This window comes from Escherichia sp. WS1368 (assembly GCF_046487485.1).
GTDB lineage: Bacteria > Pseudomonadota > Gammaproteobacteria > Enterobacterales > Enterobacteriaceae > Escherichia > Escherichia coli.
This window is the reverse complement of sequence record NZ_JBJQJI010000010.1, coordinates 14,954-30,168: the sequence shown is the minus strand read 5'-3', so window position 1 is coordinate 30,168 and position 15,215 is coordinate 14,954. Positions and strand designations below refer to the sequence as shown.

Annotated in this window: 12 protein-coding genes, 1 other RNA gene and 1 pseudogene; 7 read left to right on the top strand and 7 right to left on the bottom strand. The window is 50.2% G+C overall.

Annotated features, from left to right (window positions below; genetic code table 11):
* Nucleotides 1-161 precede the first annotated feature (161 nt).
* The 3 genes and pseudogenes from ACJHYD_RS16805 to ypjA all read left to right on the top strand — a co-directional run.
* Nucleotides 162-308, top strand: a pseudogene (locus tag ACJHYD_RS16805) (recombinase family protein); the annotation flags it as partial.
* Nucleotides 309-530: 222 nt separating this feature from the next.
* Nucleotides 531-650 carry a hypothetical protein gene (locus tag ACJHYD_RS16800; protein ID WP_001120794.1) on the top strand — a complete coding sequence of 40 codons (120 nt, stop codon included), beginning with the start codon at nucleotides 531-533 and terminating at the stop codon, nucleotides 648-650.
* Nucleotides 651-714: 64 nt separating this feature from the next.
* On the top strand, nucleotides 715-5,289 hold the full coding sequence (ypjA, locus tag ACJHYD_RS16795) for an adhesin-like autotransporter YpjA/EhaD (protein ID WP_001551527.1): 4,575 nt from the start codon (nucleotides 715-717) through the stop codon (nucleotides 5,287-5,289).
* Nucleotides 5,290-5,449: 160 nt separating this feature from the next.
* On the opposite strand, the gene ssrA is transcribed toward ypjA, so the two are convergent.
* Nucleotides 5,450-5,812, bottom strand: a transfer-messenger RNA (tmRNA) gene (gene ssrA / locus ACJHYD_RS16790).
* Nucleotides 5,813-6,026: 214 nt separating this feature from the next.
* A complete protein-coding gene (smpB, locus tag ACJHYD_RS16785) occupies nucleotides 6,027-6,509 on the bottom strand; it encodes an SsrA-binding protein SmpB (RefSeq protein ID WP_000162574.1) in 483 nt (160 codons plus the stop codon).
* Nucleotides 6,510-6,679: 170 nt separating this feature from the next.
* Here smpB and ratA point away from each other — a divergent pair, with 170 nt between their 5' ends.
* Together ratA and ACJHYD_RS16775 are read left to right on the top strand one after the other, a co-directional pair.
* Nucleotides 6,680-7,117: a type II toxin-antitoxin system toxin RatA gene (ratA, locus tag ACJHYD_RS16780; RefSeq protein ID WP_024186456.1), complete on the top strand. Its 438-nt coding sequence runs from the start codon at nucleotides 6,680-6,682 to the stop codon at nucleotides 7,115-7,117.
* Nucleotides 7,107-7,397 carry an RnfH family protein gene (locus ACJHYD_RS16775; RefSeq protein WP_001117840.1) on the top strand — a complete coding sequence of 97 codons (291 nt, stop codon included), beginning with the start codon at nucleotides 7,107-7,109 and terminating at the stop codon, nucleotides 7,395-7,397. The genes ratA and ACJHYD_RS16775 overlap by 11 nt, the downstream gene beginning before the upstream one ends.
* 61 nt (nucleotides 7,398-7,458) lie before the next feature.
* Here the strand turns inward: ACJHYD_RS16775 and bamE are convergent, their stop codons facing one another.
* From bamE to nadK, 3 genes are all read right to left on the bottom strand, one after another.
* A complete protein-coding gene (bamE, locus tag ACJHYD_RS16770; protein ID WP_001203437.1) occupies nucleotides 7,459-7,800 on the bottom strand; it encodes an outer membrane protein assembly factor BamE in 342 nt (113 codons plus the stop codon).
* A 148-nt stretch (nucleotides 7,801-7,948) separates the two neighbouring features.
* Nucleotides 7,949-9,610, bottom strand: a complete 1,662-nt coding sequence (recN, locus tag ACJHYD_RS16765) for a DNA repair protein RecN (RefSeq protein ID WP_001551525.1) — start codon at nucleotides 9,608-9,610, stop codon at nucleotides 7,949-7,951.
* Between the two features lie 85 nt (nucleotides 9,611-9,695).
* Complete coding sequence (nadK, locus tag ACJHYD_RS16760) at nucleotides 9,696-10,574, bottom strand: NAD(+) kinase (protein WP_001059169.1); 879 nt, start codon at nucleotides 10,572-10,574, stop codon at nucleotides 9,696-9,698.
* 122 nt (nucleotides 10,575-10,696) lie between these two features.
* Here nadK and grpE point away from each other — a divergent pair, with 122 nt between their 5' ends.
* Nucleotides 10,697-11,290: a nucleotide exchange factor GrpE gene (gene grpE, locus ACJHYD_RS16755; protein WP_001307957.1), complete on the top strand. Its 594-nt coding sequence runs from the start codon at nucleotides 10,697-10,699 to the stop codon at nucleotides 11,288-11,290.
* Nucleotides 11,291-11,343: 53 nt separating this feature from the next.
* Here grpE and ACJHYD_RS16750 read toward each other — a convergent pair whose 3' ends face one another.
* Together ACJHYD_RS16750 and ACJHYD_RS16745 are read right to left on the bottom strand one after the other, a co-directional pair.
* Nucleotides 11,344-12,630 carry an HlyC/CorC family transporter gene (locus ACJHYD_RS16750; protein ID WP_010723175.1) on the bottom strand — a complete coding sequence of 429 codons (1,287 nt, stop codon included), beginning with the start codon at nucleotides 12,628-12,630 and terminating at the stop codon, nucleotides 11,344-11,346.
* A 20-nt stretch (nucleotides 12,631-12,650) separates the two neighbouring features.
* A complete protein-coding gene (locus tag ACJHYD_RS16745) occupies nucleotides 12,651-13,442 on the bottom strand; it encodes an inner membrane protein YpjD (RefSeq protein ID WP_001338897.1) in 792 nt (263 codons plus the stop codon).
* 166 nt (nucleotides 13,443-13,608) lie between these two features.
* On the opposite strand from ACJHYD_RS16745, the gene ffh reads away from it, so the two are divergent.
* Nucleotides 13,609-14,970, top strand: a complete 1,362-nt coding sequence (gene ffh / locus ACJHYD_RS16740) for a signal recognition particle protein (RefSeq protein WP_001551524.1) — start codon at nucleotides 13,609-13,611, stop codon at nucleotides 14,968-14,970.
* Nucleotides 14,971-15,215: the final 245 nt, after the last annotated feature.

The window sequence follows — 15,215 nt, the reverse complement described above, 5'->3', positions numbered from 1 at the left end:
GAAATATTTCATCTAATGTCTGGTTCAACTTTCCTTAGCTGCCTGAAAGTTTTTTTGATATTACCCAGCAATAACAGCGTTACGGTGTACCACGCCTGACTGATGAACTGCGTGCTCAGAGTTACCACTTCAGCGCATAACCGTGGCAGCAGACCCGGACTGAAAAACTGCTCAGGACATTATCGGCAGGGTACGCACTGCTAGTCTGTAAACTGAACCGACTGGGGCGCAGTATGTGGCATCTTGTCGTGCTGTTGGAGGAGCTGTGCAAACGTGGTATTAACTTTCGTGCTCTGGCCCAATCTATATTTCCCCAACAATGGGGGGACGAATGCTGTAAAAGTAAAACAATCTGCGATCTCAAAGTTATTGTGTGATTTTTATGTGAGCAGAAGATATTCATCAGAAACGATTATGTAAATCATTTTATTTTTCCGACGGCTTCAATGTCGAAAGAAAAGAATACGCCGTATTTCCTGAAAAGATTGACTTTTTTATCCAATCATCCTTCAGCACAATGTCTTAAAAAAATGCCTCATTCTTATGCGGAATATCATCATTTCATCATGATGTCTTTGATGAGCGGTGAACACAATACACTTGCGCTGTCTCTTCAGGATGAATCCCCTGGTCTGGTGCCTGTGGGCTGATGTTGCAGCAAAGCTAAGGTCGCTTAAACGCTACTCAGTATTCACTTTTCAGAGGATGAAATTTATGAACAGGACCAGTCCCTATTATTTTCGCCGCTCAGTACTTTCCTTATTGATATCTGCCTTAATATATGCCCAGCCCGGGATGGCGGCCTTCACTACTAATGTTATTGGTGTGGTAAACGATGAGACTGTAGATGGCAACCAACGAGTAGATGAACGAGGTACAACAAATAACACTCATATTATCAACCATGGCCGGCAGGAGGTCTATGGTGGGATATCTAATAGTAGTATTATTGAAACTGGTGGCGAGCAACTAGTATCAATCCATGCCGATATTAACGGGCAAGCTAATAATACAACCATTAATGGAGGCAGACAGTCAATTGAGTACGGAGGAATTTCTACTGGCACGATAATCGAAAGTGGCAATCAATATGTTTATAAAGGTGGTACCAGCAATGACACGACAATTAAGGGCGGTACTTCACGCATAGAGGGGGGGACTGCAAATGGAACAATCATTGATGGTGGAGGCCAGTCAGTATCAACTCAGGGGCATGTTGACGGTACGACGATAAATAAGTCTGGTTATCAGGACATCACGCAAGGAAGTCTGGCGACGAACACAACCATAAATGGTGGGCGACAGTATGTTGAACAGAGCACAGTAGAAACAACCGCCATTAAAAATGGCGGTGAGCAAAGAGTATATGAGAGCCGTGCGCTGGACACGACGATTGAAGGCGGAACTCAGTCTCTGAATAGTAAGTCAACGGCAAAAAATACGCAGATCTATTCTGGTGGTACGCAAATTGTTGATAACACGAGCTCCTCGGATGTTATTGAAGTTTATTCCGGCGGCGTGCTTGATGTTAGAGGTGGTACGGCAACTAATATTACTCAGCACGATGGAGCCGCTTTAAAAGTAACGACTTACGATTTGACGGTGAGCGGTACGAATAGTGAAGGGGCATTCTCCATCCACAATAACGTGGCAGAGAATGTGTTGCTGGAAAACGGTGGTCATTTAGACATAAACGCATATGGTTCGGCAAATAAGACGATTATTAAAGATAAAGGAACAATGTCAGTTTTAACGAATGCTAAAGCTGATGCGACCCGAATAGATAATGGCGGCGTTATGGATGTTGCCGGAAACGCGACAAATACCATAATTAATGGTGGCACACAGAATATTAATAATCATGGTATTGCCACGGGCACCAATATCAACAGTGGAACGCAAAATATCAAGAGCGGCGGGAAAGCTGACACGACAAATATATCCTCTGGGAGCCGGCAGGTTGTTGAGAAAGATGGTACGGCAACTGGCAGCAATATTAGCGCCGGAGGCTCGCTGATTGTCTATACCGGCGGTATTGCACATGGGGTTAACCAGGAGACGGGCAGTGCTTTAGTTGCCAACACGGGCGCAGGGACTGATATCGAAGGATACAACAAGCTCTCTCACTTCACTATTACCGGAGGAGAGGCTAATTATGTTGTGCTGGAAAATACCGGCGAACTGACGGTAATGGCTAAAACCTCGGCGAAAAATACTACCATTGATGCTGGCGGTAAGCTGATTGTCCAGAAGGAGGCTAAAACAGATAGCACCAGACTTAATAATGGTGGCGTTCTGGAGGTTCAGGACGGTGGTGAGGCTAAGCATGTTGAGCAACAATCCGGCGGCGCATTAATTGCTTCCACGACCTCCGGAACACTTATCGAAGGAACCAACAGTTATGGTGATGCTTTCTACATCAGGAATTCAGAAGCTAAAAATGTAGTGCTGGAAAACGCTGGCTCATTAACAGTCGTCACTGGTTCCCGGGCAGTTGACACGATTATTAATGCCAACGGCAAAATGGATGTTTATGGAAAAGATGTTGGTACTGTACTTAATAGTGCTGGTACCCAAACAATATATGCCAGTGCCACTTCTGAAAAAGCAAATATCAAAGGTGGCAAGCAAACGGTATATGGTTTAGCCACTGAGGCAAATATCGAAAGTGGTGAACAAATTGTTGATGGTGGGTCAACAGACAAAACGCACATCAATGGCGGTACGCAAACCGTTCAGAATTATGGTAAGGCGATCAATACCGATATCGTCTCTGGCCTACAACAAATTATGGTAAACGGGACAGCGGAAGGTTCCATTATTAATGGCGGTTCACAGGTAGTTAATGAGGGCGGTCTGGCTGAAAACTCGGTGCTTAATGAAGGCGGCACTCTCGATGTGCGGGAGAAAGGCAGCGCAACGGGGATACAGCAAAGTAGCCAGGGCGCGTTGGTTGCAACCACCAGAGCGACGCGGGTCACAGGGACACGCGCTGATGGCGTCGCGTTCAGCATTGAGCAGGATGCGGCGAACAATATCCTGCTGGCAGATGGCGGCGTGTTAACCGTGGAGTCAGACACCACTTCCGCCAAAACACAGGTCAATGCGGGCGGGCGGGAGATCGTCAAAACAAAAGCCACTGCGACAGGCACGACGCTCACCGGCGGCGAACAAATCGTCGAGGGGGTGGCGAATGAGACAACGATTAACGACGGCGGAATACAAACAGTTTCGGCTAACGGTGAGGCAGTAAAAACAACGATTAATGAAGGCGGTACGCTGACAGTCAACGATAATGGCAAAGCGACAGATATCATCCAGAACAGCGGTGCCGCTCTCCAGACGAGCACGGCTAACGGTATTGAAATCAGCGGTACTCACCAGTACGGCACCTTTTCCATTGCCGGAAATTTAGCGACCAATGTGCTGCTGGAAAATGGCGGTAATTTATTGGTATTAGCAGGTACCGAAGCTCGCGATTCCACGGTTGGCAACGGTGGGGCAATGCAAAACCTGGGTCAGGACTTCGCCACAAAGGTTAATTCCGGTGGGCAATATACCCTTGGTCGGTCAAAAGATGAGTTTCAGGCTCTGGCCCGGGCAGAAGATCTACTGATCGCTGGCGGGACGGCAATCGTCTACGCAGGTACGCTGGCGGATGCATCGGTCAGTGGCGCGACAGGAAGCCTGTCGTTAATGACGCCACGGGATAATGTTACGCCAGTTAAACTTGAAGGGGTGGTCCGGATTACCGATAGCGCGACATTAACTATCGGAAATGGCGTCGATACGACGCTTGCCGACCTGACGGCTGCCAGTCGGGGCAGTGTCTGGCTTAACAGCAATAATTCCTGTGCAGGCACCAGCAACTGCGAATATAGAGTAAACAGTTTACTCCTCAACGACGGTGATGTTTATTTATCAGCACAAACAGCAGCGCCTGCCACAACTAACGGTATCTACAATACGCTGACCACCAGTGAACTTTCCGGCAGCGGTAATTTCTACCTGCATACCAACGTTGCAGGCTCCCGGGGCGATCAACTGGTCGTCAACAACAACGCCACTGGCAATTTTAAAATCTTTGTTCAGGATACCGGCGTCAGCCCTCAGTCTGACGACGCGATGACGCTGGTGAAAACAGGGGGAGGGGATACTTCGTTTACGCTGGGTAATACCGGCGGTTTCGTTGATCTTGGGACCTATGAGTATGTCCTGAAAAGCGACGGCAACAGCAACTGGAACCTGACCAATGATGTCAAACCCAACCCGGACCCCAACCCAAATCCGAAACCGGATCCAAAACCAGACCCAAAACCGGATCCGAAACCAGACCCGACTCCCGCTCCAACGCCGACACCCGTCCCGGAGAAACGCATCACGCCTTCTACAGCAGCCGTACTCAATATGGCAGCAACATTACCGTTGGTCTTTGATGCTGAGCTAAACAGTATTCGCGAGCGGTTGAACATAATGAAAGCGAGTCCACACAACAATAATGTCTGGGGGACGACGTATAACACCCGTAATAATGTCACCACCGATGCGGGTGCCGGGTTTGAGCAGACGCTGACCGGAATGACGGTGGGGATCGATAGCCGTAATGATATTCCTGAGGGGATTGCGACGCTGGGCGCTTTTATGGGTTATTCCCATTCACATATTGGTTTTGATCGTGGAGGACATGGCAGTGTGGGCAGTTATTCTCTGGGGGGCTATGCCAGCTGGGAACATGAAAGTGGTTTCTATCTGGACGGTATCGTGAAGCTGAACCGCTTTGAAAGTAACGTAGCCGGTAAAATGAGCAGCGGTGGAGCCGCCAACGGCAGTTATCGCAGCAACGGGCTGGGCGGTCACATTGAAACCGGGATGCGATTTACGGATGGTAACTGGAACCTGACGCCGTATGCATCGTTAACGGGGTTCACCGCTGATAACCCCGAATATCATTTATCCAATGGCATGGAATCGAAATCAGTCGATACCCGCAGTATATATCGTGAACTGGGCGCAACGCTGAGTTACAACATGCGTCTGGGGAACGGTATGGAAATTGAGCCGTGGCTGAAGGCGGCTGTGCGCAAAGAATTTGTCGATGATAACCGGGTGAAGGTGAATAATGACGGTAATTTCGTCAATGATTTGTCGGGCAGACGTGGAATATACCAGGCAGGTATTAAAGCCTCATTCAGCAGTACGTTAAGCGGACATCTCGGGGTGGGGTATAGCCATGGTGCCGGTGTGGAATCCCCGTGGAACGCGGTGGCTGGTGCGAACTGGTCGTTCTGACCATCAACGAAAAAGCCCACATCTGTGGGCTTTCATATCACCAAGAGCCGCGGCTCCTTTGCGTATCCTTTTATGTCTCCTCACCGTCTGGTCGGTGTCTTGCTGAGACTTCTAACTTCCTGTTTTTGTTGGTGTTGTCCTTGCACCGTCCAATCATGATTGGTGGAGCTGGCGGGAGTTGAACCCGCGTCCGAAATTCCTACGTCCTCGGTACTACATGCTTAGTCAGTCTTTACATTCGCTTGCCAGCTGCGGACGGACACGCCACTAACAAACTAGCCTGATTAAGTTTTAACGCTTCAACCCCAGGCAGGGCTTCCACGCGATCTCTTTTGGGTTTGACCTCTCTTGATCCCCGTCCTAAGAGCGGAGGCTAGGGAGAGAGGGCTCTAAGCAGGTTATTAAGCTGCTAAAGCGTAGTTTTCGTCGTTTGCGACTATTTTTTGCGGCTTTTTACGAGGCCAACCGCCCCTCGGCATGCACCTTGGGTTTCGCAAATCCCGTCGAATCCAGAATCAGCCCCAATGTGTAACGGCAAGTATACCAGATTTATGAGCGCCATGACCAGCCTCAATGGCGTTATCGTTAAAGATTTAGCACCCATGTAGCCTGATTTTTATTCGATTAAGCAATGGGATGGCAACATTTGTGTCGGATGTGATAGCCAATAAGATGTTCATTCGCGCCGCCGGAGAGGGAGGCGCGGTGAGGAACTGGTCAATAATTGGAGTGCAGGTTTAACGGTGGGCGTTTTTCATGATACGCGCTTTATCCACCTGCCATTCGCGCTCTTTGATATCTGAACGTTTATCGTGCTGTTTCTTACCTTTGGCGACGCCGATTTTCACTTTGCACCAGGCATTTTTCCAGTACAGGGAGAGCGCCACTACGGTATAGCCTTCTCGATTGACGCGACCGTACAATGAGTCCAGTTCGCGCTGGTTGAGAAGTAACTTGCGGGTACGGGTAGGATCGCACACCACATGCGTGGAGGCCACAGCCATTGGCGTGATGTTAGCGCCAAACAGAAATGCTTCTCCATCACGTAGAAGGACGTAGCTGTCGCTGATATTGGCTTTTCCTGCGCGCAGGGATTTAACCTCCCAGCCTTGCAGGGCAAGTCCCGCTTCGAACTCTTCTTCGATAAAGTATTCGTGCCGGGCGCGCTTGTTAAGCGCGATGGTCGCTGAACCAGGTTTATGTGCTTTTTTCTTCGTCATAAGCGTCGTGAATCATCGGTAATCTGAAATCGAAAACACCCCATATCAATCCTGCGGGGGACAAGGCTCTATCTTAGCATGAACCCGATGTTACCCAGCGCCGGGATAGCGTTTTTTTTACAGCAGGATAAATGATATTATTTGTTGGATTTTTGTTGATGGAAATTGTTATGCCTCAGATTAGCCGGACCGCACTGGTACCCTACAGCGCGGAGCAAATGTATCAGTTAGTGAATGACGTTCAGTCTTATCCTCAGTTTTTGCCGGGTTGTACCGGAAGTCGGATTCTGGAGTCCACTCCTGGGCAGATGACTGCGGCGGTAGATGTCTCTAAGGCCGGGATCAGCAAAACGTTTACTACCCGCAACCAGTTGACCAATAACCAAAGTATTCTTATGAATCTGGTGGATGGGCCGTTCAAGAAATTGATCGGTGGCTGGAAGTTTACGCCGCTGAGCCAGGAGGCGTGTCGTATCGAGTTTCATCTCGACTTTGAGTTTACCAATAAGTTGATTGAACTCGCCTTTGGTCGCGTGTTTAAAGAGCTGGCGGCTAATATGGTCCAGGCTTTTACGGTTCGGGCGAAAGAGGTTTACAGTGCCAGGTAAAATTGCCGTTGAGGTGGCTTATGCGCTACCTGAGAAGCAGTACCTGCAGCGCGTGACGCTGCAGGAGGGCGCGACGGTTGAAGAAGCTATTCGCGCCAGTGGCTTGCTGGAATTGCGTACCGATATCGATTTAACCAAAAACAAAGTCGGCATTTACAGCCGTCCGGCAAAACTCAGCGATACCGTGCATGATGGCGATCGGGTGGAGATTTATCGTCCTCTCATTGCCGATCCGAAAGAGCTGCGCAGGCAACGAGCAGAAAAATCAGCGAATAAATAACAGACAGAAAAAAGGTGCTCATTGAGCACCTTTTTTAACGTCTTTGAGGGCAACTTTATGATTAGTTACCACTCAGCGCGGGTTTGTTATCAATGTTGGTCAACACTCCGCTACTGTTAAAGGTCAGCGTCAGCGTTTGCTGCGTTACACCTTCATGACCTGGTTGCTGGCGGAAGACATAGAACCAGGTATTCGTACCAAATGGATCGGACATCAGCGGTGTACCCAATGCGTACGCAACTTGTTGTTGCGTCATGCCAACACGTATTTTGGATACGTCGTTAGCGGTCAGATAGTTCCCCTGGTTGATGTCAGGACGGTAAACCACTCGCTCCAGAGTGGAACAGCCTGCGGTCAACATCAATAGTACTGCTGCTGCAGCAGTCAGCGTTTTACAGCGCATAGTGATTTGATTCCTTTTCGGGCCCGAGCAGTACGTGGCTCATCTGTAATATGCCGATGATAATAGACCTTTCATCACTTTAAAACCTTTTGCTTTCCGGTCTTACGGCGTTTTGCTGTTTACTCTGACCGTGAAGCAGGAAAAAAGTTTACGCCGCAAGCAGTTCTTTCGCATTCGCCAGTGTGTTACGTGTGACTTCACTGCCACCAAGCAGGCGCGCCAGCTCTTGTAACCGCGCTTTTTTATCCAGGGATTGCATATGCGTTTCTGTCATCGCACCATCGGTTTCTTTGCTGACAAAATAGTGTTGATGACCACATCCCGCGACTTGTGGCAGGTGGGTAACACACATCACCTGAGTTGATTCGCCGAGTTGACGCAGCAGTTTGCCAACAACTGCCGCTGTTGGGCCGCTAATCCCTACATCCACTTCATCAAAAATCAGTGCCGGGGTTTCCATTTTACGCGCCGTGATGACCTGAATTGCCAATGCGATGCGGGACAATTCACCACCGGATGCAACTTTGGCAATAGGCTGCATTGGCTGACCTGGGTTGGTGGTTACCCGAAACTCAATACGATCGGCACCGTCAGCGCCCAGGTGATGCTCGTCAAATTTAACATCAATCGTAAACTGCCCATGTGGCATAGAGAGTGCATGCATACTGTCGGTGATCAGCTGTGCAAGTTCTTCTGCATAGTGCTGGCGTTGCTGGTGTAACGCGCGCGCCGTTTCCAGTGCCTGCTGATGATGTTTCGTTACCGCCAGCGCGAGCGTTTCTTGTGAGTCGGCCTGATCGTCCAGTTGCTGCTGTTCTTCCAGTAGCGACTGGTAATACTGTGGCAATGCCTCAGGGCTGACGTGATGTTTACGTGCCAGCGAAATCTGTTTTGAGATGCGCTGTTCAAGTTCAAACAGTCGGTTAGGATCGAGGTCCAGACGATCGCAGTAGTGGCGCAGTTCATCGCTGGCTTCAGCAATCTGGATGGTAGCTTCTTCCAGCATATCAAGTACGCCGGACAGTTTGCTGTCCATGCCAATCAATTCGCTCACCAGTTGTTTAGCCGTGTAAAGCTGACTTTGCAGGTTTGCGTCTTCACCGTCGGCCATTACTGCCAATGCATTCTGGCTGGTAGTCAGCAATTGACCGCTGTTCGCCAGACGTTTGTACTCTTCGTCGATTTGCTCAAACTCTCCGGGCTGCGGATTAAATTCGTTAAGTTCTTTTAATTGGTATTGCAGCAGTTCTGCACGGGCGGCGCGTTCCTGACTTAACTGTTGATGATGCGCGAGGTCACGGCAGCTTTGATGCCACAACTGATAACGTGCGGTCATTTCCTGGAGTAGAGAGGTTTCATTGGCATAGCCATCAAGCAGGAATTTTTGGTGCTCGGGTTTGGTGAGTAACTGATGAGCGTGCTGACCATGGATCTGAATCAGCAACTGACCCAGTTCGCGCAGTTGTGAAAGAGGAACCGCTGTACCGTTGATAAAACCACGGGAGCGACCATCGCTGCTGATTACGCGACGAAGCAAACATTCATGCCCGTCTTCAAGCTGGTTTTCTTCCAGCCAGCGCAGGGCCGCTGGCGTATCTTTCAGAGAAAAACGGGCGCACAGGTCGGCACGAGCAGCGCCGGTACGCACCATGTCGGCTTCAGCGCGACCACCGAGACAAAGGCCGAGGGCATCTATTGCAATAGATTTACCCGCGCCGGTCTCGCCAGTTATTACGGTCATGCCGCTATGAAAATCAATCTCAAGCTCACGAACGATAGCAAAGTTGCTGATGGTCAGTTGTGCCAACATAGTTGTTTTCCTGTATGAAAAACCATTACTGTTATTGTGTACAGTATAAACTGGTTTTATATACAGTAAAGAGGCTGGCGTAAAATTAGAATAATTTTTTTGACCAGCCGAGCTTGGTGCTTAATGTATTGAAATAACTGTAATCTTTCGGATGAATCAGATTCAGATGGTAATCACAGCGACGAATCAGGACATCTTCACCTTCCTGAATCGGCAGTGCTATCTGGCTGTCGCAACTGATTTCCAGGTCGTTACGGCGATGCGAAAAACGCAGACGGATCGTGCTGCTGCTGTTTATCACCAGCGGTCGCGCTGACAACGTATGCGGGAACATGGGCACCAGGGTAATTGCATCCAGAGAGGGTGTCAGAATAGGACCGCCCGCAGAGAGGGAATAGGCGGTGGAGCCTGTTGGCGTCGAAATAATCAGGCCATCAGAACGCTGAGAAAACGCAAAGATCTCGTCGATATACACTTCGAACTCAATCATATGCGCCACTTTGCCAGGATGAAGTACCACTTCGTTAATCGCCGTGCTGATGCGTTTCTGGCAATCTTGCTGACAAACTTGCGCTTCCAGCAAAAAACGTTTCTCGCTGATGTAGTGGCCTTCCAGCACATCGGCTAATTGTTGCTGGGCGTTATCGGGGTCAAGGTCAGTCAGGAAACCCAGGTTGCCACGGTTGATTCCAATAACTTTAATATCGTAACGGGCGAGTGTGCGCGCCGCGCCCAGCATATTACCGTCGCCACCAACGACTACCGCGAGATCAGCCAGTTGCCCAATCTCCGCGAGCGTGCCAGTTTTCACATTCTTCAGTTGCAGTTCGTGAGCGATTTGCTGCTCAACGATGACCTCGTAACCTTTTGTGCACAGCCAGCGGTAGAGCATTTCATGTGTTGTCAGTGCAGTGGGGTGCCGTGGGTGTCCCACAATGCCAATACACTTGAAATGATTATTCATTTTTCCGAGGTCCTTGTTGCGAAGATTGATGACAATGTGAGTGCTTCCCTTGAAACCCTGAAACTGATCCCCATAATAAGCGAAGTTAGCGAGATGAATGCGAAAAAAACGCGGAGAAATTCATGAGTAGTAAAGAACAGAAAACGCCTGAGGGGCAAGCCCCGGAAGAAATTATCATGGATCAGCACGAAGAGATTGAGGCAGTTGAGCCAGACGCTTCTGCTGAGCAGGTGGATCCGCGCGATGAAAAAATTGCGAATCTCGAAGCTCAGCTGGCTGAAGCCCAGACTCGTGAACGTGACGGCATTTTGCGCGTAAAAGCCGAAATGGAAAACCTGCGTCGTCGTACTGAACTGGATATTGAAAAAGCCCACAAATTCGCGCTGGAGAAATTCATCAACGAATTGCTGCCGGTGATTGATAGCCTGGATCGTGCGCTGGAAGTGGCTGATAAAGCTAACCCGGATATGTCCGCGATGGTTGAAGGTATTGAGCTGACGCTGAAGTCGATGCTGGATGTTGTGCGTAAGTTTGGCGTTGAAGTGATCGCCGAAACTAACGTCCCGCTGGACCCGAATGTGCATCAGGCCATCGCAATGGTGGAATCTGATGACGTTGCGCCAGGTAACGTACTGGGCATTATGCAGAAGGGTTATACGCTGAACGGTCGTACAATTCGTGCGGCGATGGTGACTGTAGCGAAGGCAAAAGCTTAATTTCTGTTTTCGTAATAAATAACGGCCCAGCATGCGAATGCCGGGCCGTTTTTTTACTCCGCCACACTCTCGCGCAGCGGTTTTACAGGAAAAACTTTTACCTGCTTAATCATATTGTCCTGTACGTCGAGAATATCGATATCGTACTCGCCAATACGCACGCGGGTGCCTGCGACAGGGATCTCTTCCAGTGCCTCAAGAATGACGCCATTAACCGTGCGGGCATCATCTTCCGGTAGATGCCAGTTAAAGGCTTTGTTGATTTCCCGCACGTTGGCGGTGCCATCGATAATCACCGAACCGTCGTTTTGCGGAGTGACTTCTTCGGCAAGTGTTGGCGACATCGACGTGGTGAAATCACCAACTATCTCTTCCAGAATATCTTCAACCGTCACCAGCCCTTGAATGTCTCCATACTCGTTGACGACCAGGCCGACTTTCTTTTTGTTGCGCTGAAACTTCACCAACTGCGTGCTGAGGGGCGTACCTTCCGGGACAAAATAGATCTCGTCCGCGGCGCGCAGCATGGTTTCTTTGGTGAACTCTTTTTTCTCCGACATCAACCGCCAGGCTTCACGTACTCGCAGCATACTGATGGCGTCGTCCAGCGAATCACGGTAGAGCACGATGCGCCCGTGAGGTGAGTGGGATAGTTGGCGCAGAATCGATTTCCAGTCATCGTTGATATCAATACCGATAATTTCACTGCGCGGCACCATGATGTCATCAACGGTCATCTTTTCCAGATCGAGCACCGACAGCAGCATATCCTGATTGCGACGGGAAATTTGTGAGCGCGATTCGTGCACGATAGTGCGCAACTCTTCTTTGCTCAAAGAGCCGCTAACCACGATATCGGTTTTGATACCCATCATGCGCATCAGCATACGGGTGATAGCATTCAGCAACCAGACCAGCGGCATCATCAAAATTTGCAGCGGAGCCAGCAGAAAACTACTCGGATAAGCGACTTTTTCCGGGTACAGCGCGGCAATGGTTTTCGGCAATACCTCAGCAAAAACCAGTACGACAAAAGTCAGCACACCAGTCGCAATTGCCACGCCCGCATCGCCGTACAAACGCATCCCAACAATAGTGCCGAGCGCGGAGGCAAGAATATTGACCAGGTTATTGCCGATTAACACCAGGCTAATCAGGCGGTCTGGCTTACGCAGCAATTTTTCGACGCGTTTGGCCGAGCGATTACCCTGTTTCGCCATATGTCGCAGACGATAGCGGTTGAGGGTCATCATTCCGGTTTCGGACCCGGAAAAATAGGCTGAAATGACCACCATGATGATCAGAATAATGATCAACGTAGTAGTAGAAATGTGTTCCAGGGGAAACTCCTTTTCTGGGTTTAGCTGATTAACTGCTGGACAATTCGACTGCCGAAGTAGGCCAGTGTCAGAATGACTGCACCCGCAACGTTAAACCAGACGACGCGGCGTCCACGCCATCCTTCATGATAATGTCCCCACAGCAGCACAATATAGACAAACCACGCCACGATAGAGAGCACAGCCTTGTCGATATTTTCCATGCTAAATAAGTTGTGCATGTAGAACAGGCCAGTGCAAAGCGTGAGCGTTAGCAGCACCACGCCAATCTGCGTGATGTGGAACATTTTACGCTCGATACTCATCAATGGCGGCATTTCCTGGTTAAACGCCAGTTTCTTGTTCTTCAGTTGGTAATCAATCCACGCCAGTTGCAGCGCGTACAGGGCGGCGATAATTAGCGTGGCATAGGAAAAGAGCGATAAGCCAATGTGCACCAGCATCCCAGGCGTTGCTTCCAGATGGGTGATGTATTCATTGGGCATGAAGGTCGCCAGCGCCAGGTTGATAAGCGCAAAGGCATAGACAATGGGTAGCAGCAACCAGCCACGATTGCGAGAAGCCACAATGGTCATTACCGTACAGATCATCAAACTGACCAATGAACCAACGTTCAGCAGGCTGAGGTTTTGTCCGCTATCACCGTCGGGCAGGATGCGGGCTTCCAGAGCGATTGCGTGGCAGACCAGCGCAATGACCGCAGAAATAATAGCCATGCGCCGCCAGCCGCCGTTTTTTTGCAGCAGACCGGGAACAATCAGCGCAAGACTGACGGAGTAGGCGACAAGCGCGAGCAGAGCAAAAACGGGCATAGTAATGTCGACAGTTTGAGCAATAAGAAAGAGAAGCAGTATAGCGTCAGGTGAACGCTGCTCCAACCGTTGCATAACAACAAAGACGCCTTCATGTTATACTGCGGCAAAATACTGATGATGTGTCGCGATTGCGGCCAACCGTTTCCACCCCAGGCGAGAGACAATGTTTGATAATTTAACCGATCGTTTGTCGCGCACGCTGCGCAATATCAGTGGCCGTGGACGCCTCACTGAAGACAACGTAAAAGATACGCTGCGCGAAGTGCGCATGGCGCTGCTGGAGGCGGACGTCGCTCTGCCGGTAGTGCGTGAGTTTATCAATCGCGTAAAAGAGAAAGCGGTTGGTCATGAAGTTAATAAGAGCCTGACGCCGGGGCAGGAGTTCGTCAAAATCGTCCGTAACGAACTGGTTGCGGCGATGGGCGAAGAGAACCAGACCCTGAACCTGGCTGCGCAACCGCCTGCGGTCGTGCTGATGGCAGGCCTGCAAGGTGCCGGTAAAACAACCAGCGTTGGTAAACTCGGTAAGTTCCTGCGCGAGAAGCACAAGAAGAAAGTGCTGGTGGTTTCCGCCGACGTTTATCGCCCGGCGGCAATCAAACAGCTTGAGACGCTGGCAGAGCAGGTGGGCGTTGATTTCTTCCCTTCTGATGTTGGTCAGAAGCCGGTTGATATTGTTAACGCGGCGCTGAAAGAAGCCAAACTGAAATTCTACGACGTGCTGCTGGTGGATACCGCTGGTCGTCTGCACGTTGACGAAGCGATGATGGACGAGATCAAACAAGTCCATGCGTCGATTAATCCGGTTGAAACCCTGTTTGTGGTTGACGCCATGACCGGTCAGGATGCGGCCAATACGGCAAAAGCATTTAATGAAGCGTTACCGCTTACCGGCGTAGTGTTGACCAAAGTGGACGGCGATGCCCGCGGTGGTGCGGCGCTCTCTATTCGTTACATCACTGGCAAACCGATCAAGTTCCTCGGTGTTGGCGAGAAAACTGAGGCGCTGGAGCCGTTCCATCCGGACCGCATCGCGTCGCGTATTCTCGGCATGGGCGACGTACTGTCACTGATCGAAGATATTGAAAGCAAAGTTGACCGCGCGCAGGCAGAGAAATTAGCCAGCAAGCTGAAAAAAGGCGACGGCTTCGATCTCAACGACTTTCTTGAGCAGCTGCGCCAGATGAAAAATATGGGCGGCATGGCTAGCCTGATGGGCAAGCTGCCGGGCATGGGGCAGATCCCGGATAACGTCAAGTCGCAGATGGACGATAAAGTGCTGGTGCGTATGGAAGCCATCATCAACTCGATGACGATGAAAGAGCGCGCTAAGCCAGAAATCATCAAAGGTTCGCGTAAGCGTCGTATCGCCGCCGGTTGCGGGATGCAGGTACAGGACGTTAACCGCCTTCTGAAGCAGTTCGACGACATGCAGCGCATGATGAAGAAAATGAAGAAGGGCGGAATGGCGAAGATGATGAGAAGCATGAAGGGGATGATGCCGCCGGGATTTCCTGGTCGCTAATCGGCCTGGCTTGTTTGTCATTTTGGCACCGGGGTGTGCTCGTCATCCTCACGTACTGCGTGTACGCTCCGGTGACTGCGCGCACTCCGGCACCAAACTGGCTGCACCGCCGACGGCCTTTTACAGCAGAGTTAGCAACTGTTGATTGCAATTTCCGCAAAAATGAGTAAAATTTTCGGGCTTTTAATATGACACCGGACTCCGTTCCTCGATGGGGTCCGGTTGTTTTATTCACACAAGAGGAT